The sequence below is a fragment of the Nocardioides sp. genome (assembly GCF_035697785.1).
Lineage (GTDB): Bacteria > Actinomycetota > Actinomycetes > Propionibacteriales > Nocardioidaceae > Nocardioides_B.
Genome location: NZ_DASSCL010000077.1, coordinates 1 through 20,291, shown reverse-complemented (window position 1 = coordinate 20,291; position 20,291 = coordinate 1). Strand labels below are relative to the sequence as shown.

The 20,291-nt window shown below is 71.6% G+C and carries 13 protein-coding genes; 7 read left to right on the top strand and 6 right to left on the bottom strand.

Annotation, left to right across the window (positions count from 1 at the left end):
- The 6 genes from VFH10_RS08055 to VFH10_RS08030 all read left to right on the top strand — a co-directional run.
- Positions 1–534 (top strand): UDP binding domain-containing protein (locus VFH10_RS08055; RefSeq protein WP_325127599.1); only part of this gene is annotated, 534 nt, incomplete at its 5' end.
- A complete protein-coding gene (locus VFH10_RS08050; protein ID WP_325127598.1) occupies positions 531–2,306 on the top strand; it encodes a hypothetical protein in 1,776 nt (591 codons plus the stop codon). The genes VFH10_RS08055 and VFH10_RS08050, both read left to right, overlap by 4 nt.
- The gene (locus VFH10_RS08045) at positions 2,303–3,904 is read left to right on the top strand and encodes a glycosyltransferase (RefSeq protein WP_325127597.1); all 1,602 of its coding nucleotides are present in this window, start codon (positions 2,303–2,305) and stop codon (positions 3,902–3,904) included. The genes VFH10_RS08050 and VFH10_RS08045 overlap by 4 nt, the downstream gene beginning before the upstream one ends.
- 19 nt (positions 3,905–3,923) lie before the next feature.
- On the top strand, positions 3,924–5,135 hold the full coding sequence (locus VFH10_RS08040) for an NADH-quinone oxidoreductase subunit D (protein ID WP_325127596.1): 1,212 nt from the start codon (positions 3,924–3,926) through the stop codon (positions 5,133–5,135).
- 93 nt (positions 5,136–5,228) lie between these two features.
- Complete coding sequence (locus VFH10_RS08035; RefSeq protein ID WP_325127595.1) at positions 5,229–6,293, top strand: hypothetical protein; 1,065 nt, start codon at positions 5,229–5,231, stop codon at positions 6,291–6,293.
- A 1-nt stretch (position 6,294) separates the two neighbouring features.
- Positions 6,295–8,922, top strand: coding sequence for a glycosyltransferase (locus tag VFH10_RS08030; protein WP_325127594.1), 2,628 nt, complete (start codon positions 6,295–6,297; stop codon positions 8,920–8,922).
- A 65-nt stretch (positions 8,923–8,987) separates the two neighbouring features.
- Here VFH10_RS08030 and VFH10_RS08025 read toward each other — a convergent pair whose 3' ends face one another.
- The 5 genes from VFH10_RS08025 to VFH10_RS08005 form a co-directional block, all read right to left on the bottom strand.
- Positions 8,988–12,482, bottom strand: coding sequence for a bifunctional glycosyltransferase/CDP-glycerol:glycerophosphate glycerophosphotransferase (locus tag VFH10_RS08025; protein ID WP_325127593.1), 3,495 nt, complete (start codon positions 12,480–12,482; stop codon positions 8,988–8,990).
- A gap of 74 nt (positions 12,483–12,556) precedes the next feature.
- Entirely contained in the window at positions 12,557–15,547 is a 2,991-nt protein-coding gene (locus VFH10_RS08020) for a CDP-glycerol glycerophosphotransferase family protein (protein ID WP_325127592.1), read from the bottom strand.
- 62 nt (positions 15,548–15,609) lie between these two features.
- A complete protein-coding gene (locus VFH10_RS08015) occupies positions 15,610–16,587 on the bottom strand; it encodes an ABC transporter substrate-binding protein (RefSeq protein WP_325127591.1) in 978 nt (325 codons plus the stop codon).
- Positions 16,588–16,698: 111 nt separating this feature from the next.
- Complete coding sequence (locus tag VFH10_RS08010; protein ID WP_325127590.1) at positions 16,699–17,430, bottom strand: ABC transporter permease; 732 nt, start codon at positions 17,428–17,430, stop codon at positions 16,699–16,701.
- A gap of 3 nt (positions 17,431–17,433) precedes the next feature.
- Entirely contained in the window at positions 17,434–18,129 is a 696-nt protein-coding gene (locus tag VFH10_RS08005) for an ABC transporter permease (RefSeq protein WP_325127589.1), read from the bottom strand.
- Between VFH10_RS08005 and VFH10_RS08000 the strand changes: the two genes are divergently transcribed.
- Positions 18,130–19,230: an ABC transporter ATP-binding protein gene (locus VFH10_RS08000; RefSeq protein ID WP_414689853.1), complete on the top strand. Its 1,101-nt coding sequence runs from the start codon at positions 18,130–18,132 to the stop codon at positions 19,228–19,230.
- On the opposite strand, the gene VFH10_RS07995 is transcribed toward VFH10_RS08000, so the two are convergent.
- Positions 19,223–20,272, bottom strand: a complete 1,050-nt coding sequence (locus VFH10_RS07995) for a GNAT family N-acetyltransferase (protein ID WP_325127588.1) — start codon at positions 20,270–20,272, stop codon at positions 19,223–19,225. The genes VFH10_RS08000 and VFH10_RS07995 overlap by 8 nt on opposite strands.
- Between the last annotated feature and the right edge of the window lie 19 nt (positions 20,273–20,291).

Below are 20,291 nucleotides of genomic sequence, written 5' to 3'. Positions count from 1 at the left end.
TTCGGCGGTGGCTGCCTGCCCAAGGACATCCGCGCCTTCCAGCACCGCGCCGGCGAGCTCGGCGTGGACCGGCTCACCAGCTTCATGCGCGAGGTCGACGGCATCAACCTGCACCGCCGGCAGCGGGTCGTGCAGATCGCCCGCGACATGGTCGACCACCTGGTCGGCACCCGGATCGCCGTGCTCGGGGCCGCGTTCAAGCCCCACAGCGACGACGTCCGTGACTCACCCGCACTGTGGGTGGCCGGCGAGCTGCACCTCGCCGGGGCCGAAGTCTCCGTCTACGACCCCAAGGCCAACGCCAACGCCGCCAAGCGCTTCCCGACGCTCACGTACGTCGACAGCGCGGCTGAGGCGTGCCAGGACGCCGACCTGGTGCTGCACCTGACCGAGTGGCAGGAGTTCCGCGCCCTCGACCCGGCCGAGCTCGGCTCCGTCGTCCGCAAGCGGCGAGTGCTGGACGGCCGCAACCTGCTCGACGCGAACGCCTGGCGCGACGCCGGGTGGGAGTTCCGCAGCATGGGCCGTCGTTGACCCCGACGGACGACCCGCGGGACGACGACCGGTTCGGCCTGCACGTCCGCGACCTGGCGTCGCTGCGCCGCGAGGCGAGAGTCCTCGACCACGGCGTGCTCGCCTCCGTGGTGCGGGTGGACATCGACGCCTGCGGTACGTCGCCGTCCCTGCTGTCGAACCCGGCCTGGCCCCGACTGGTCCGGCTGAGCATCGAGCCCCGCGGCGACGGGGTCAGCTTGGAGGCGCACTTCGACGCGCCCGCGCCGGTCGGCGACGTGGTGGCGGCGGTTGCCCGCTCCGTCGTACCGGGACGCCTCGAACCTGCCGGCTGGCCGGCCACGGCGACGGGGCCCGCCTCCCGCACGTGGGCACCTGACGCCGACTTCCCGCCCGACCTGGTCGTCACGGACGAGCCGCTGTCGCTGCAGGACGTCCCGGACCCGCACCCCGTGCTGACGCGGCCACCGGTCGTGGTGGTGACCGGCCCGGACCCGACCTGGACGGACTCCGAAGATCGAGGCACGGATAGTGGGCCGATCGACCTCGGTCCCCTCGACGAGCGGCTGCTCAACCCGGTCGGCTTCAAGCGGCAGCACCGTCAGCCCGTGGCCCACCTCGTCGCGCACGAGGACCCCGACCGTCTCGAGCTCCGTACCGCCAAGGGCAAGGTGCTGCTCGACACCCGACACGGCCCGTCGGAGCAGGACATCGACGGCTTGCGGCGTCTGGCGGCGGTGCACCTGTCGTGGGAAGGGACGCGCGGACCCAGGGCCTATGCGCGGGTGGTAGCCGGCCTGGCGATGGCGGGGGTTCCGCTGGTCGGTGACCCGGTGCCGGACTGGGCGAACGCCCTTCTGCATCCAGCGTTGACGGAGGTGCTGACCCGGGTCCCGACGGGCTCCGTCGACGGTGGGGTCTCGACGACTCTCGACCTCGACGACATCGTCGAGCGCGAGGCGCACAGCATCCGACTTCGTCGCGCCGCGCTCACCCATCACTCCGCCGCCGGGTGGCGACGTGCTGCAGGTCTGGCCCACGGCCTCCAGACCATGCCGGCGCCCAAGGTCTCGGTGCTCCTCCCCACCCGGCGGCCGGAGCAGGTGGCCTTCGCACTCCGTCAGGTCGCCCGGCAACGCGGAGTCGACCTGGAGCTCGTCCTCGTGACGCACGGGTTCGAAGCGGGCGACGCCGACCTCGAGGCATTCAAGGCGACCGGCGTACACCTCACCGTCCTCGAGGCTGGAGTCGACCGGCCCTTCGGCGCGATCCTCAACCTCGCGGCGCGGGCCGCAAGTGGGGACGTGTTCCTCAAGATGGACGACGACGACTGGTACGGCCGTGACTTCGCCTCCGACCTGCTGCTCGCCCGCGCCTACAGCGGAGCCGACGTGGTCGGTACGCCGCCCGAGTTCACCTACGTCGAGCCGCTGGGCACCACGGTCCGCCGACAGGACGCCACCGAGGCTTTCCGGCCCATCGTGGCCGGCGGCACGATGCTGGTCGACCGTGGCACCTTCACCGCCGTCGGGGGATTCCGGGAGACCCGCAAGTTCGTGGACGCCGGGCTGCTCGCGGCGGTACGCGAGGCGGGAGGCACCGTCTACCGCAGCCACGGGCACGGCTACGTGCTGCGCCGCGGAGCACAGGGCCACACCTGGGATCCCGGCCTCGGCTACTTCGTCAGCCGCAAGCTGTCGTGGCACCAGTGGCGCGGCTTCCGGCCCAGCCCGCTGCTCGAGCCGGACGAGGTCGACCTACCCCCGCATCCGATCGGAGAGGCGCCTGCATGATGCCCGCCCAGGACCAGCCCCGAGTCCGTGGCAACGACTGGCCCGGCCTGACCCCGGCCACGATCGGTGCCTGGACCCCCACCCTGTCGGTCAGCGTGGTGATCCCCGCACACAACGCCGCCCGGACGCTGACCTACACGCTGGCCGCGCTGGCGCTGCAGACCTACCCACGGCACCTTCTCGAGGTCGTGGTCGTCGACGACGGCAGCGACCCGACGCTCGAGCTGCCGGAGCGGCGACCGGAGAACACCCGGGTGGTGCGCACCACCGAGTCCTGGGGGCGGGCACACGCCTGCCACACCGGAGCCCTGGCGTCGACCGGGCAGGTCATCCACTGGCTGGACGCCGACATGCTGCCGCACCGCGAGGAGGTCGAGGCGCAGCTGCGCTGGCACCACCTCCTCGACCACGCAGTCGTGATGGGCCACAAGATGTTCGTCGACGTCGCCGACGAGGCGGGCGGCCTGCCCGACCTCGACGGCACTCTGGCCGCCCTCGCGGACGGACGGGCCGAGGAGCTGTTCGCCGACCGTTGGACGTCGGGGCACGAATGGGTCGAGGAGCACATCGCCAAGACCGAAGGGCTGACCGTGAACCCGACGCGCAGCTACCTCGTGCACGTCGGCGCCAGCGCGTCGGTCCCTCGCGACCTCTACGAGGCATCGGGCGGGATGAACTCGCTGCTGAAGCTCGGCGAGGACGTCGAGCTCGGCTACCGGCTCGCCCAGCGGGGCGCCGTCTTCGTCCCCGACGAACAGGCACGCTCCTGGCACCTCGGCCGTACCACGCTCATGCAGCAGCAGGACGAGGTGAACCGCTACAACCGGCCCTTCGTGACCGACCGTGTGCCCGACCTGCGGCACTGGCGCATCAAGGGACGTGCCTACTCCGTGCCGTGGGTTACGACCGTGGTGGACGCCCGTGAGGCGACACTGGAGCAGGTCAAACACTCGGTCGACGCCCTGCTCACCGCATCGTTCGCCGACGTGCAGGTCACTCTCGTCGGGCCCTGGGGCCGGCTGGACGACGCGCGCCGCTCGCCGCTGGGCGACCCCGACCGTGAGCTCAGGCTCGTCGAGGCCGAGTACGCCGGCGAGGGCCGGGTGCGGTTCGCCGAGGACGTGCCCGCTTCCGCGTTCCCGGCGCCGTACCGGCTGCTGCTTCCCGCCGGCTGGGCGCCCGAGCGGGAAGCCGTTGCGCGGCTCGCGCGCGAGATGTCGAAGCTCGACCGCGGGTTGTCGTCGGTGCTGCTGCCGGATGGCCAGGTCGCGCGGCTCGAACGCACCTCGGCCTACGCGCGTGCCGAACGGATGGTCGCCCCCGGTGAGGACCTCGACGACGCGGTGGACGCAGTGTCAGGCACCTGGTGGTTCGACGGTGTCGAGGAGGGGTTCACGTGGGTCGACGAGGTCTCGACGGGCTCGACCACCGGCTCCGGGCCGACCGCCGGGGGCGGCGGCGGGCCGACCACCAGGGCCGGACGAGATCCCAAGGGACGCGGAGCGGCCAGCCGCGAAGGGCTCGCAGTGGAGGAGCCACCCGCACCGCAGGCGGAGAAGCCGAAGCGGTCGCTCCGGCAACGGCTCACGGGCGGGTGACCGTGCAAGGATGAGCGGCGTGGCACCGGGAAGGCGCGAGCAGGTCGTCGTCGGCATCGGCGACGGCGCGGCGGGGTTCGCCCCCTACGACCGCGGTGGTAGCCAGCCCGGTGGCCTGGCCACGCAGGACATGGTGCTCAACATCGGTCCGCAGCACCCCGCCACCCACGGCGTGCTCCGGCTCAAGCTGACCCTCGACGGCGAGCGCATCGTCGACTGCGACCCGGTCGTCGGCTACATGCATCGCGGTGTCGAGAAGCTCTTCGAGGTCCGCGACTACCGGCAGATCATCGTGCTGGCCAACCGGCACGACTGGCTGTCGGCCTTCTCCAGCGAGCTGGGCGTGGTGCTGGCCGTCGAGCGGATGCTCGGCATGGAGGTGCCGGTGCGGGCGGTGTGGCTGCGCACCCTGCTCGCCGAGCTCAACCGGGTGCTGAACCACCTGATGTTCCTCGGCTCCTACCCGATCGAGCTGGGTGCGATCACCCCGATCTTCTACGCGTTCCGCGAGCGGGAGACGCTGCAGGCGGTCATGGAGGAGATCTCCGGGGGTCGGATGCACTACATGTTCAACCGCGTCGGCGGCCTCAAGGAGGACATCCCGGCGGGCTGGCTCGACCGGGCCGAGGACGCCGCGGTCGCGGTCCGTTCGCGGGTGCCACAGATCGAGGACCTGATCTTCGGCAACGAGATCTTCCGGGCGCGCACGCGCGGGGTGGGCGTGCTGTCCAAGGAGCTGGTCGACGCGTACGGCGTGACCGGGCCGATCGCCCGGGCCTCCGGGGTCGACTTCGACCTGCGACGCGACGAGCCGTACCTCGCCTACGACGAGCTCGCGGCCGACGGGGTCATGCAGGTGATCACCCAGGAGGAGGGCGACTGCTACTCCCGGTTCGGGATGCTGCTCGACCAGGTGCAGGTCTCCCTCGACCTCGTCGAGGCCTGCATCGACCGGCTCCGCTCCCTTGACCGCGGGCCCGTGAACGTCCGGCTGCCGAAGATCCTCAAGGCGCCGGAGGGTGCGACGTACGCCTGGACGGAGAACCCCCTCGGCGTGAACGGCTACTACCTCGTCTCCCGCGGGGAGAAGACACCGTGGCGGATGAAGCTGCGCAGCGCGTCGTTCAACAACATCGCCGTGCTGCCGGAAGTGCTCACCGGCTGCGTGGTCGCCGACATGGTCGCGGTGCTCGGCTCGATGTTCTTCGTCGTCGGCGACATCGACAAGTAGCACGAACAACGATTCGTCTGCTGTTTATGGGGCGAATCACGGTGGCGGACCGCAGACGAATCGTTGTGATCCCCGACCGGTATCGTGCAGCCCATGTCCCCAGAGCTCGAGAGCGCCTCTGAAACGGAAGCGCGCACGCTGGTCATCGTGACCGGATCGGGCCGCAGCGGCACCAGCACGGTCACCGGCAGCCTCAAGATGCTGGGGTCCTACATCCCGCAGCCGGAGATCCCGCCCAACGACGCCAACCCGCGCGGCTACTTCGAGCCGAAGTGGACGGTGGAGTTCCAGAAGCGCGTGCTCGCCGACGCCGGGGTCCGGACGCTCGACGCCCGGCCCGAGGCCTACGACCTCATGCAGCCGACCTGTGCGAAGGCGTCATTCCGCGACGAGCTCACTGACTGGTTCGCCACCCAGCTCCAGGGTCGGCAGATCGTGGTCAAGGACCCGCGGTCGTTCTGGCTGCGCAACCTGTGGGTGCCCGTGGCGAGTGAGCTCGGCGTGGACACGCGGTTCCTGACCATGCTCCGGCACCCGGCGGAGGTCGTCGGGTCCCGCGACATGCACTACCTCAAGAACGCCGACGCGGACCGTCGCCGGGCTCGCGAGACCGGCAACCTCGGCGGCTGGGTGAACGTCGCGCTGACCAACGAGCGGGTCGGCCGTCAGAGCGACCGCGCTTTCGTCCACTACACGGACATGATCTCCGACTGGCGCGCGGCGCTGCTGCAGGCCGGCGAGCAGATCGGCCTGGTGTACGACGCGGACCTACGCAGCCGCGACCACCACGAGATCGACGACTTCATCGACGTCAGCCTGCACCGCTCCCAGCTCACCTGGGACGACCTCGACGTCCCGCCGCAGCTCGTCGAGATCGCCGAGACCGTGTGGAACAACCTCGACACGCTGTCGAAGGACCCGAAGAACACCGCAGCGATGGCCAGCAACGACGAGATGCGCGAGATCTACGGTCAGCTGCACACCTACTCGGTGGCGTTGAGCCAGGACCACACCAACTACTCCGTGGACGTCGCGCGCGCCCAGGCCCGGCGCCGCGTGACCCGCGAGCTGCAGCAGCAGGCCGCACCCCCCGCACCGTCCCTCGCACGACGGGTGGTGCGCAAGGTCCGGGCGGTCACGAGCGGACGGGGGCGCTGAGGTGAGCGACCCACACACCCCCAGCGTCGTCAGCGCCGTCCGGGCCCGGCTCGCGCTGCGCACCCGGGCGCGCACGGCCCGTGAGTCGGTCACGGCGGCCCGTTACGCCCGTTGGCGGCAGGCACCTGTGCAGCCACGCACGGTGCTCTACGAGTCGTTCTCCGGCAACGGGATGCTCGACAACCCCGAGGCGATCTTCCGGCACCTGCTCACCCAGCCCGACATGGCCGACCTGGAGCACGTGTGGGCGCTCGACGACCCCGACAGGCACCCGGAGGTGCTCGCCGAGTTCGCCGACCATCCCCGGGTCCGCTTCGTCAGGATGAGGTCGGACGGCTACTTCAAGGCGCTGGCCACCGCCGGGTACCTCGTCAACAACGCGACGTTCCCGCAGGAGCTGGCGAAACGGCCCGAGCAGACCTACCTCAACACGTGGCACGGCATCCCGCTCAAGCACATGGGCTACGACATGGCCAACGGCGGTGCGCTGTCGAAGAACGTCATGCGCAACTTCCTGCAGACCGACTACCTGGTCAGTGCCTGCGAGTTCATGACCGACACGATGCACCGTCGCGCCTACCGGCTGCAGGGCATCTACCGCGGCGCCGTCGTCGAGGAGGGGCACCCGCGCACGGACCGCCAGGTCGAGGCGGTGAAGGACCCGGCACCGGTGCTGCAGGCGCTGGAGGCACGTGGGGTCCGCATCGGCGGGCGGAAGGTCGTGCTCGTCGCACCGACCTGGCGCGGTGACTCCTTCAACGACCCGCGGGTCAACGCCGGGCAGCTGCTCGCGACCGTGAAGGACCTGCAGCAGTCGCTCGACTCCTCCGATTACGTCGTCCTGCTCAAGGTGCACCAGGTGGTCTACGAAGCCGTCAAGGGCCGGGTGGGCGACTGCGACTACTTGGTGCCCAACGGCATCCCCACCAACCAGGTCCTCGGCGTCACCGACCTCCTGGTGACCGACTACTCGTCGATCTTCTTCGACTTCCTCGCCACCGGACGCCCGGTCGTCCACTACGTACCCGACCTCGACGACTACCGCTCGGGTCGCGGGCTCTACCTCGCCGAGAGCGACCTGCCCGGGCCGGTCTGCGCGACGATGCCCGACCTCGTGGACGCGGTCCGCTCGGCGCTGGGGGCAGGCCCGTCGGACCGGTCGGCGGAGCTCGCGACGGTCTACAACCCCAAGGACGACGGCTCGGTGTGCGCCCGCGTCGTCGACGTCGTGTTCCGACGCGACGAGGACCCCTCCTACGTCGTACGCCGGGACTTCGGCACCGACAAGGAGACGCTGCTGATCTACCTCGGCAGCCTCAAGACGCAGGGCATCACGACCTCGGCCCTGAACCTGCTGCGCAACCTCGACTACGACAAGTACGACGTGACGGCGTACTACACCTTCTCCAAGGGTCGCGACCGGCTGAAGAACGCCGCTCTCGTCGACCCTCGGGTCCGGGTGATCCCGCGGATGGTGAACTTCCTCGGCTCGCCACGTCAGGTCCGTCAGGAGACCCGCAAGCTGATGCAGCACGGGCTGCCGGAGCAGCTCAGCAGCCATCACGTGAAGTTCTGGACCGACGAGTGGCAACGCGCCTTCGGGCACGCGCGGTTCGACCACCTCATCGACTTCAGCGGCTACGGCTGCTACTCGCCGTTCCTGTTTTCGGTGACCGAGGCCAAGCACAAGTCGATCTGGCTGCACAACGACATGTACGCCGACATGCAGCGCGAGACGATCGGCGAGAAGCATCTCGAGGACCGCCTGCAGGCCGTGTTCACGACCTACAAGTACTTCGACCACCTGGTGTCGGTCTCGCCCGAGCTCGACGCCGTCAACCGCAAGTCGCTGGCCGAGTACGCGCCGCCGGAGCGGTTCACCTACGCGGTGAACACCATCGACGGCGACCGGATCCTCGACCTCGCCGGGCTCACCGCCTCGCAGGCGGTCGCGAAGGCCGACGGCCACGACGTCGCGACCGAGACGAGCGGCCAGCAGGTGGCGATCGACACCCGCAACCTCACCGCCGCCATGAACGTGCTGCTCGAGCACTACCCCGTCGAGGACGTGCTGCGCGAGGCGCGCGGGCGGCTGCGGCTGACCGCGCCGACCGGCGGGGAGGGCACCACCACGTTCGTGAACGTCGGCCGGCTGTCGCCGGCGAAGAACCATGCGCGGCTGGTCAAGGCGTTCGCCAAGGTGCACGAGCGCAACCCGCACATCCGGCTGGTCATCATGGGCTACGGCCCGCTCGAGCATGAGCTGCAAGGTCTCGTCAACAGCCTCGGCATGGAGTCCGCGGTCACGCTGGCCGGGCTCGTCGACAACCCGTTCGCGATCCTCGCCGAGAGCGACTGCTTCGTGCTGTCGAGTGACTACGAAGGGCAGCCGATGGTGATCCTGGAGGCCCGGGTGCTCGGCCTCCCGGTGATCACCACGGCGTTCTCGTCGGTCGGCGACTCGGTCCCCGCGGACGCGGGCATCGTCGTACCCCAGACGGTGAAGGGTGTCGCCGAGGGGCTGCAGAGGTTCCTCGACGGCGAGGTGCACGCCAAGGCCCTCGACACCACGGAGTACAACGCGCGCGCGATGGCGCAGTTCGACGCCGCGATCCACCACCCCGGCTGATCACAACGATTCGTCTGCGGAACGCCTCCGCGATTCACCCCATATGTCGCAGACGAATCGTTGCTTCAGCCGAACTCGGCGGCGACGATCCGGTCCGCGGCGTGGCCGTCGTCGAGGGGCAGCAGCTCGGCGCGCAGCCGCTCCCGGCCCTCGTACGACGTGGCCAGGCCCTCCGTCAGCCACGGGAGCAGGTCCTCGGTGGTCTCGGCCACCGGACCGGGCGGGGAGCCGAACAGGTCCGGGAAGAAGCCGCGCTCCTCGAAGTCCTCGAGGTCCGGCACGAGCAGCCCGAGGGGTGTGTCGGAGGCGAGCACGTCGACGACCAGCGACGAGTAGTCGGTGACCACCGCATCCGCCGCGAGCACCAGGTCGGCCAGCTCCGGGTAGAGCGTCACGTCGAGGACGCCAGGCTCGTCGAGGGTCGCCCGGTTGGCGGTGTTGGGGTGCCCCCGGTGCAGCACGGTCAGCCCGTGCACCGCCGCGCGCACCGTCTCGGACTCGAAGTGCGCGATCTTCTCCCGCCGCGTGTGCGCCCGCACCGCGTGCCGTGTGGTGGGCGCGTAGAGCAGCACCGGGCCGTCGCCGAGCCCGAGACGACCGCGCACGTCCGCCCGGCGCTGGGCGTGGTCGGTCACGTAGGCGTCGAGCGCGGGGTGCCCGACCTCGCGCACGTCCCCCGCGAAACCAGTGGCCTCGCGCAGCCAGGCGGTGGCCTCCGGGCCCCCGGTGTAGAGGACGTCCCAGTGCGCGACGTCCCGGTCGAGGGCGCGTACGTCGGAGGCGCCGCCCTCCTCCGCAACGCGAACGGCCCGGCCGAACCGGAGCAACGGCGTGCCCGTCCACAGCTGCACGAGCCGCTGGCCGGCTGCCTTCTCGTAGAACCGCGGCATGGTCCCGTTGGTGACCACGTGCGACGCGGCACCGAGGCAGGCGTACCACTCCGCCGACTGGCGCAGCACCGGCCGGGTGCCGGGTGGCACCGGCAGGCTCTCGTCCCGCGTCGACCAGGCGAGCTCGAGGTCGGGACGCGCGCGGACCAGTGCCGCCGCGACCGCGCCGCACCCGTGCCACAGCCCGCGACCCACGAACGAGTCGAACAGCACGACCGGCCGTCGCTGCTGGGCTCGCGCGGTCGGGTAGGCACCTTGCTGCAGGACGCGCTGACCGTGCCGCGTGTGCGTCTCGACCTCCCCGCCCCGGCCGCGGTACAGGACCAGCTCCCCGCCCTCGGCACAGCGGGCGGACCACTCGGGCTCGTGGGCGCGACCGGCCGCGGCACCCGGCACCAGGCCGGGGGCGGCAACCACGGTGTGGCGCTCGCCCGCGTCCAGCCGGTAGGCGTCGCGCGGGAGCGGCAGCGACTCGGCAGCGCCGACCGGGGTGGTCAGCAGGGGCAGCTCGACGCTCCAGCCGCGGCCGGGCGCCGCGACGCTCGACGGCCTGGTGCGGCCGCGCGGACCGACCAGCGTGAGCGTCGAGGGAGCCTCGCCGACGACCCGGCCGGCCAGCCGCACGGTCTCCGGCCCGAGGTCCACGTCGTCCACGACGAGGATCCCGCTGTTCGGGACCGCACGCACGAACCCGTCGCCGGTCAGCAGTGCGACCCCGCTGCCGGGCACCGACACGGCGGGCAGCTCGCCCAGCGCGAGCAGCGGCTGTCGCCCGACGCTCGTCTCCACCATCAGCCGTCGGCCGGCACCGTCGCCTTCGGGCAGGTCGGCGGCGCCGAACGTGACCCGCCACGTGCCGGCGTCCGCGTCGACCGGGGCCACCGACCCGATCCGCTCCTTCTGCGCCACGAGCGCGTGTGGCTCGACTCCGGCGGCCGCACGCAGCGCCAGCGTGACCCGTTCGGCGCCGACCTCGATGCCGCTGACCACGACCCAGTCCCGTTGCACCTGGACGACCAGGCCCAGACGGTCCGACCACTGCGCGTCGACGAGCACACCGTCCACGAGTCGACGCTGCGCGGCGGTGGCCCCGCCGTGCGCGACGCGCTCGCGGAACACCGCCTGGCGGGTGCCGCCCAGGGATGAGCAGGTCACCCGGGTGTGCCAGACCGACTTCGCCGCGTCACCCGTCAGGGCGACCAGCTCGGCCGCCGGGATCCTGGCCTCGAAGCCGTCGTCGCGGTGGTCCTCGAAGTGCCGGTCGGCGAACACGTTGGCGTCCGCGACCCGTTCCCCGCGGGCGGCCACGGTGACCGCGTCCCCGCCCCGCGGCCGCTGCAAGGTCAGCGAGACGTCGTGCGGGCGGCTGGAGTCGACGTACCGGGTGAACGCGACCCCCCACACCCTCAGCCCGTCGTCCTCCCAGGCCAGGTCGTCGAGGCGGGCCTCGACGAGGAGGTCCTTCTCCGTCACCGCCAACAGCTCGGCAGGCACGCCGTCGTGGAGGCCGAGCGCCTCGACGTCGGCGGCCAGGCCCTCCCCGGCGGACCGCACCGGGATGTTGCCGGTGAGCAGCGACGACTCCAGCAGCCGCGTGAGCGTCTCCCGGCCCTCGTGGACCAGGGCCCAGGCGGCGATCCGGTGCCGCAGGTCCACGAACGCCCATGCCTCTGGGGGTGCGCCGTCGAGCACGTGGCTCACCGTCTCGGCCAACGTCGCGTAGTAGCCGTCGTCCGCGTCGAGGCTGGCCCGGATGTAGGCCATCAGGTCGAACTCGAACACCTTGCCGTACCAGGATTGCAGCACGGCCCGGCTGCCGCTCGCGCGCACCATGCGGGCCACCTCGTCGACCGCGGCCAGCCGGTCGTGCAGGTCGTCCTTGCGGGCCTTCTGCTGGGTGATCGACGACCCGTCGCGGCGCGACCGCCAGCTGTAGACGATGTCGTGGAGGATGTCGAAGGTGCGCGCCTCGAGATAGGCCCGCGTGATCGGCACCTGGTCCTCGTAGCGGACCCCGACCGGGAACCGCAGACCGATCGCCTCGACGAAGTCCCTGCGGAACACCTTGGTGCACGCGAAGATGTTCGCCATCGCCTCGGGGACGTCCTCGATCGTGACACCCCGGCGGGGCACCTCGTGCAGCCGACGCGACCACGGCTTCTGGATGTACGACGTCTCGTGCTGCTGACGCTCGAGCGCCCCCACCGAGAAGTCCGAGCCGCTCTTCACCAGCGAGCGCACGTGACTCGCGATCGCAGAGGCCGGGATCGTGTCGTCCGAGTCGACGAAGGTGATCAGGTCTCCCCGCGCCTCCTCGATGCCACGGTTGCGGGCCGCGCCGAGTCCCGCGTTGGGCTGCGTCACGACCCGCACCCGGTCGTCAGCAGCGGCGTGCCGGGCGACGATGTCCATCGAGCCGTCGGGGGAGCCGTCGTCGACGACCACGACCTCGAGACGACGGTAGGTCTGCGCCAGGATCGACGTCAGGCACTCGTCGATGTAACGCTCCACGGCGTACACCGGCACCACCACGCTGACGAGGGGTTCGTCGACGAGGCCCGGGGTCGGGGGCACATCCGGAGCCGGCGACGGCTCGTCGGCGCCGTTGCCGCGACGCAGCCGCGCTGCGAGCCTGCCGGCCAGCCGGCGCGGCGCGCGTGTGTCTTCCAACTCGAGCTTCCTCCCGGCGAGTTGCACGGATCCGTGCTTCGGCAGCCTAACGAGTCGCTCGCGCACCCCTGCGGTCAGATCTGCGAGAGCAGCCAGTCGACGGTGCGGGCGGACGCGCGGCCGTCGTCCCAGGGGCAGAACCGTTCGCGGAACGCCGCCCGGGCCACTGCGTGCCCGTCGTCGCCCAGCAGCGCGTCCGCGACGTCCTCGGTCGTCGCGACCATCGGCCCGGGCGCGGCCGCCTCGAGCTCGAAGTAGAAGCCCCGCTCCACGTCGCGGTACTGCTCGAGGTCGGGCACCAGCAGCACCTGCGGCTTGTCGGTGAGCGCGAAGTCGAACATCACGGACGAGTAGTCGGTCACCAGCGCGTCCGCCGCCAGGTACAGGTCCGCGATGTCGGGATACCGGGTGACGTCGCGGATCCGCCGGTCGCCGACGAAGACGTCGGCCTGGTGGGTGCTGTTGTAGTGGCCGCGGACCAGCACGACGGTGTCGGGCGCGAGCCGCGTCAGCAGCGGAGCGTCGAGGTAGAGCGGCTTGGCGTCACGCACGCCGACGTACTCCCGCCAGGTCGGGGCGTACAGCACTGCCCGGTCGGCGGGCGTCAGCCCCAGTGCCTCGCGCACCCGGGTCCGCACCACCTCACGCTCGGGCCCGACCAGCACGTCGTTGCGGGGGTAGCCCACCTCGAGGAAGCGACCGTCGTACCGGAACGCGCTGCGGAACACCTCCGAGCAGAACGGGCTGGGCGAGATCATCGCGTCCCAGCCGGCCGCCTGCGCGGCGATCCGGCGCCGGTGCCGCCAGGTCTGGAAGTCTCCGGGTCCCCGGTCCTCGCCGAGGCGCTTGAGCGGGGTCCCGTGCCAGGTCTGCAGGTGCAGCTGGCCGGGCTTCTTCTCGAACCAGTACGGCGCGCCGGCGTTGCCGACGTAGACGCGGGCCCGCGCCAGCGCGTCGTACCAGCGCTCCGATCGGCGGGGCAGCGCGCGGGTCCCGTCGGGGACCTGCACGCTTGGGTCGTCGACGACCCAGGCGAGGTCGAGGTCGAGGTCCAGCCCGCGCTGCTGGATCTCGCGTCCGATCGCGCCCGGGCTGTCGCCGACGCTGCGACCCCGGAACGTCTCCAGCACCACCGTCGTGTCGTACGACGGCGACGACGGCGCGGCGTACACGTGGCTCTGCAGCCGCTGCTGGTCGAAGGCGCTGCGCTCGCTGACGCCGAGTGGTGCGGCGACGGCCACGACCGGCTGGCCGGGGCCGCCACCCGGCACGATGCGGAGCCGGTCGGTGACCAGCTCGTCGTGAGCACCGTCCAGAGCCCATCCGACGGCAACCTGCTCGCCGGCGGGGTCGAGTGCCTCGACCGTGTACCGACCGGCCGGCAGCAGCACGCTGGCGCTGAACAGGTCGGTGACCAGCGGCAGCCGGACCGACCATCCGCCGCCGTGCACGGTCACCGGGGCCGGCTTGGTGCTCCCCTTCCCACCGACCAGCCGGACGGTGGCCGGCGCGAGCCCGGCGCCGGTCACCAGGAGACAGCCGTCGTCGAGCGCGGCAGCGGTCATCGGCGACCCGCTCGCGGGGTCGTCGTCGGCCGGCACGCCCTCGTGCACGCCCGACCTGCGCCCGAGGTGCACCTCGAGCCGCAGGGTGCCGTCGGGGCTGGGCGGGACCAGCTCCGGCTCGAGCGAACCGGTGAAACCGGCCCCGGAGCGGTCCTCCCACGCCCGTCCGGCCCAGATGTTGATGTCGGGAGCCACCCGGGGCTGGACCGTCATCGGGACGTGCCGCCCGTCGGACCCGGCGACCGTCACCGACGGGACGGTGGCGCGCTCGCCGTACTCGACGAAGGCCGCGCCGTTGACGACGAACCCCCCGTCGGGGGTGCGCCGCAGCGGGCCCACGACCGTGCGGAGCACTCGGTCGACCTGCTCGATCCGACGCACGGCGTCCGGCACCGGGATGCCCAGTCCGACCGGCAGCCGGACCACCTGCGCTCCCTCGGCGGACCGTTCGGTGGGTAGTCCGTGCGGGTTGTCGGCGAGCAGGTCCTGGACGAGGGCCACGTCGTGCAGCGTCCCTTGAGACGCACGCGCCAGGAGCCTCGGGCCGACCGGCACCTCCGCGAGCGCTCCGGGGCCGGTCTCGCCCACCAGGTCACGGACCAGCGGTGCCAGGAGCTCGAGGGCGCGCGACCCGCCGCCGACCGCGTCCACGAGGAGCGGCGGCACGACGTGGGTCAGGGTCAGCACCAGCCACCGGCGGTAGGTGTCCGGGCCGGTCTCGCGGACCAGGCCCGCGACCTCTCGGAGCGCGGCGACTCTCGTGCGGACCACCGCGGGACGGAACCGGGCCTGCGCGTCGATCGGCAGCGAGACGTCCCGCATCCGCGCCTCGTAGGCGCGGCCGGGGACCACGTCGATCCCGCGAGCGGCGAGGAGGGCGCGGGTGGCAGTCACCTCGCGGGCACTCCAGTCAGCCACCGACAGGCCGGCGTCCCGCCACCAGGACGTGCGGTACAGCGTCCCGGGGAGATCCGCCCCGACCAGCAGGTCCGCGCAGTCCACGACGCGCCCGGCCCGCAGCGGGCGCGCGAAGAGGTCGGCCTCCCAGCCGGGTGGCCGAGCACGGCCAAGACTGTGCCGGTAGACGGGTCCGACGGCCACGTCCAGGCCGCTGGCGTCGAGAGCCCTGGTCAGCGGCGAGAGTGCGTCGTCCGGGAAGGTGTCGTCGGCGTCGGCGAAGGCGAGGTAGTCGCCGCGTGCCGCCGCGACGGCCGCGTCGAGCGGGGACTCGTCCAGCGGCAGCGCCCGCACCCTCCGGTCGCCGGTCGCGGCCCGTGCCGCCTCCTCGGCGGCCGGGTCGAGCGACGCGAGGAGAACCTGGACCGACGGGTGAGCCGAGAGGGCCGACGTGACGCACTCGGCGAGGAACCCTGCCGTGCCGCGTACGACGACGACCACACTGACCTCGGGACGGGCGGCCGACCCGCGCCTCGCGCCCGCCGATGCCTGGACCCGCCGACGCAGCCGGTCGGTCCAGGACCGTCGCCGCGCCTCGCTCACGGGGGCCATCCTGGCAGGCGACGACGCCCGGTCCGCACCGGGCGTCCCGATCCTCCGCAGGATCAGTCCGCCATCAGACCCGTCTCGACGAGGTACTCGTGGGCCACGTCCTCGGGCAGCTGGCGCTCGACGTCGACCTGCCCGATCATCACCGCGAGGTTCGCGGTGGTGAGCTCGGACGACATCTCGTTGAGGATGCCGGCCACCTCGGGGTTCGCGTCGAGGAAGTCGCTGTTGACCATCGGGACGAGGTTCTCGGCATTCTGCAGCTGCTTGTCGTCCTCGAGCATGACCAGGTCGAGCGCCTCGATGGAGGGGTCGGTGGTGCCGATCTGTCCGAGCACGACCTCGCCCTCGACGAGGGCGTCCTTGGTGCCCTGAGTGCCGAAGCCGAGCGGCTCGACCCTGGAGATCTCCATCCCGTAGGTCTCCTCCAGCCCGACCTTGCACTCGTCGCGCTCCGAGCAGTCCTCGGCGGCGGCCAGCGTGACCGGTTCGCCCAGGGCGGCCAGGTCGCTCAACGTGGTGAGGTCGTTGGCCTCGGCGAACTCCTTGGTCACCGCGAAGCCGTTGGCGTCCTGCGCGGCGGCCGGCTCGAGCGGCTCGATGCCGGTCGGCTCGGCGAGCTTTCGGAGCTCCTCCAAGGTGGCGTCGGCGTCGTTGGACGCGACCGGCTCGGCGTCGGGGCCGTTCTCCTGCGCGTTGAGGAACTCCGTCATCGAGGAGAGGTAGTCGGCCGAGACGTCGACCCGGCCCTTCTGCATCTCGGGCGTGTAGACGTCGCGGCTCTCGACCAGCTGGAGGGTCACGTCGTAGCCGCCGGCCTCGAGGACGCCCTTGTAGATCTGGGCCATGATCAGCATCTCGGTGAAGTTCTGCCCGGCGACGACGACCTCGCCGCCGCCACCTTCGGCGCCGGCGCCGGCGTCACCGCCGTCGCTGTCGAGCGCGTCGTCTCCCGCGCAGGCGGCGGCCATCGCCAAGGGTGCGACGGCCACCACGGCGGCCAGGCGTCGGGCGAGGGGTCTGCTGAGCGTCATGTCGGTCTCCGCCTTCTGTGTCCCGCGACGTCCGTCGCCGCGCGTGTCCGGCGGGCACCACGTTGCGCGAGCACCCGCTCACCGCAGCCTACGACCGGTGACCGACAGTTCCTACAACGTTTTGCCAACGGCGCGAGCGGAGGCGTCGGCGGCGGACGTACGCCGCGCCCGGGCGACCGGGTCGACGAGGGCCTGCAGCCCAACCATGGCGATCTCGATGAGCAGCGCGATCACCGCGATCACCAGCGCGGCGCCCACCACCTGAGCCACGTCCTGACGCACGAACCCGAGCGTGACGATCCGGCCCAGCCCAGGTCCCGCCACGAGCGCCGCGATGGTCGCGGTCGCCCAGACCTGCACGACCGCCAGGCGCAGCCCGGTCACGATCAACGGCAACGCCAGCGGGACCTCCACCGTGCGCAGCAGCTGCCCCGACCGCATCCCCATCCCGCGCGCTGCCTCGACGGTGTCGCGGTCGACCTCGCGCATCCCGACGTACGCATTGGTGATGATCGGCGGCAGCGCGAACAGCACGAGTGCCACCAGGGTGGCCGCCCCGGCCCGCCCGTAGGGACCCAGCTGGCCACTGCCGAGCGGCCCGAGGGCGAGGAACAGGAGCACGGCGAAGGTGGGCACCGCCCGGCCGACATTGCTGATGTTGACGGCCAGGAGACCGCCCTTGCCGAGGTGCCCGAGCCAGATCGCTATCGGCAGACCGACGAGCCCAGCCACCAGGATCGCGGTGACGGTGAGCAGACCGTGCTCGACGAACCGGTTGACGAGGCCGTCCTCCCCCTGCCAGTTGGCGGGGTCGGCGTACCAGTCGACGAGGTCCTGCAGCATCGACTAGGCCGCCGTCCGGGTCTGCGTGCGCGACCAGGGCGTGAGCACGCGCTGGACGGCGACGATCAGCAGGTCGAAGGCGACCGCGAGGAGCACGCACAGCAGACCGGCCGCCAGCACCTGTGCCCGGAACTGGCTGTCGACCGCCTGGATCAAGAGATTGCCCAGCCCGCCGTACCCGACGATCGACCCCACCGTGGTCAGCGCCACGGTGGAGACCGTGGCAACCCGCAGCCCGGCCATGAGCGTCGGAAGGGCGAGCGGCAGCTCGACGCCGAACAGCTGCCGGGCGCGGCCGTAGCCCATGCCGAGCGCGGACTCGCGCACGTCCTCCGGCACCGACTTGAGTCCCTCGATGATGTTGCGGACCAGGATCGTCAGCGAGTACAGGGCGAGTCCGATGATCACCGTGGTCTGGCTCAGGCCGGTCGCCGGCAGCAGCAGCGCGAACAGGGCCAGCGACGGGATCGTGTAGATCGCGGTCGTGGTGCCCACGACGACGCCCTCCAGCTTTCGGTAGCGTCGGGCCAGCAACGCGAGGGGAAACGCCACCACCAGTCCCAGCAGGACGGAAACCACCGTGATCCAGATGTGCTCCACCAGCGCGTCGGTCAGCTGCGAGGACCGGGTGCTGAAGAACTCCGGGCACACCCACTCGTTGCGCACCAGGCAGTTCGCCGCCGACGAGAGGGGAGCCACGTGAGCGACCGTAGCCCAACCGGCGCCCCGACCGACGAGGCACCGCCGTCGCCAGTGTCCGCGGACCCCTCGTCGCTGGAGCCGATGATCCGGCTCGTCGGTGTGGGCAAGACCTACCCCGACGGCACCGTCGCAGTGCAGGAGCTCGACCTCGACGTACCGCGCGGCCGCACGGTCTGCCTCGTCGGCCCGTCCGGCTGCGGCAAGTCGACCACGCTGAAGATGGTCAACCGGCTCATCGAGCCGACCAGTGGCCGGATCTTCCTCGACGGTGAGGACATCACCCAAGGCAATCCCGTCGAGCTGCGCCGCCGGATCGGCTACGTCATCCAGCAGGTCGGGCTGTTCCCGCACCAGTCCATCCGGGCCAACGTGGCGACCGTGCCGTCGCTGCTCGGCTGGGACCGCAAGAAGGCCGCGGCCCGGGCGGACGAGCTGCTCGACCTCGTCGGCCTCGACCCCGCCCAGTACGCCCGCCGCTACCCACACCAGCTCTCCGGCGGGCAGCGGCAACGTGTCGGTGTCGCCCGCGCGCTCGCTGCGGACCCACCGGTGCTGTTGATGGACGAGCCGTTCGGCGCGGTCGACCCGATCGTCCGCACCCGGCTGCAGGACGAGTTCGCACGCATCGCCCGCGACCTCGACAAGACGGTGCTGTTCGTCACCCACGACATCGATGAGGCGATCCGGATGGGTGACAAGGTCGCGGTCTTCGCCGTCGGCGGCAGGCTCGCGCAGTACGACGAGCCCGCGGCCCTGCTGGGCCGACCGGCCGACGACTTCGTCGCCCAGTTCGTGGGGGCTTCGCGGGGCTTGCGACGGCTCTCGGTGACGCCGATCGACGAGGCCGACCTGGAGCCCGCCGACGGCCGCGAGCCGCCCGAGTCGGTGCCGTTGTCGAGCACGCTGGAGAACGCGCTGGCGACGATGCTCCGTCAGGACGACGCGCGCGTCGGCGTCACCCACGACGGCCGCATGGTCGGCGTACTCACGCCCGGCACGGTGCACCGCGCGCTCCGCCGCTCGGTCAACAACGATTCGTCTGCGAACTCCCCGCGGGAATCACCCCATGGGGCGCAGACGAACCCGGGGGTCAGCTGACGGGCACGTCCTTGTGCCAGGACTCGGTGGTGTACTTCATCCGCCAGCCCATCGACGTGTACAGACTGTCGGCACCGGTCGGTGAGTCGGCGTCCACCTCGAGCCCGACACGGTCGCGCCCGCGCGACGCCGCGTCGGCGATGACGGTGGCGAGCAGCGACTTGGCGACGCCACGACCACGCGCGTTGGCCAGCACACCGATGTACTCGACGTAGCTGCCGTCGGGCTCGCCGTCCTCGCCCTCGACGACCGCACCGACCAGTGCGCCCGCAGGCTCCGCCTCCTTGCCGTCCTCGGTCAGCTCGGCGATCCACCAGTGGTCCCAGCGGTGCCCGGGGTCCTCACGCAGCCGGAAGACGAACTCGTCGAACGTCTCCTCGTGCGAGTTGAAGTGGTCCGCGAAGGCGCTCTCCAGCACGTCGTGCACGATCCGGAGGTCCTCCTCCGAGGGCATGCCGGTGCCCAGCCGCTCCACCGGCCTGATCAGGACGCCCTCGCCGGGCTCGGAGTCGAGGTCCGAGTCGTCGGCCGTCACCGGACGCGACATCTGCCACCAGGTCCGCACCTTGGTGAAGCCGGCACGCTCCAGCCAGCGTTGCTGCCGGCGGTCGTCAGCGAACGCGCCGGTGTCGATCTGCTGGACGTCGAGCCCACGCTCGGCGCCGACGCGCTTCGCCGCCTCATCGCCCCAGCCGAGCAGCAGCTCGGCGATCTCGTCGGCCGTCTCGTCGTCGAGGCGGGTGTCGACGAGCATCACCAGCAGCATCCGGCCCGCAGCCCGGTCGTGCGCGCCCGCCCAGCCGCGGAGGACCCCGTCGGGGTCGCGCAGGATGACGTTCTCCCGGGTCATGTAGCCGCGCGCCGAGACCTCGATGAGGACGTCGTCCTCCGACGAGCCCGCCCAGCCCCGAGCCTGCTTCTCGTGGCGGCGGAGAAGCTCAGCCAGCTCAGGGGCGTCCCCGGAGTCGGGCGCGGACGCCGTCCAGCCGTCCGGGAGCGCAGTGAGCAGCGATTCGGGCAGCAGGTGGTCTGTGGAGTTCACGTAATCAGTGTTCCGCACG

Coding starts and splice junctions, on each gene's coding strand:
- VFH10_RS08045 (WP_325127597.1), top strand. CDS start 2,303: ATGATGCCCGCCCAGGACCAGCCCCGAGTCCGTGGCAACGACTGGCCC.
- VFH10_RS08035 (WP_325127595.1), top strand. CDS start 5,229: ATGTCCCCAGAGCTCGAGAGCGCCTCTGAAACGGAAGCGCGCACGCTG.
- VFH10_RS08015 (WP_325127591.1), bottom strand. CDS start 16,587: ATGACGCTCAGCAGACCCCTCGCCCGACGCCTGGCCGCCGTGGTGGCC.
- VFH10_RS08010 (WP_325127590.1), bottom strand. CDS start 17,430: ATGCTGCAGGACCTCGTCGACTGGTACGCCGACCCCGCCAACTGGCAG.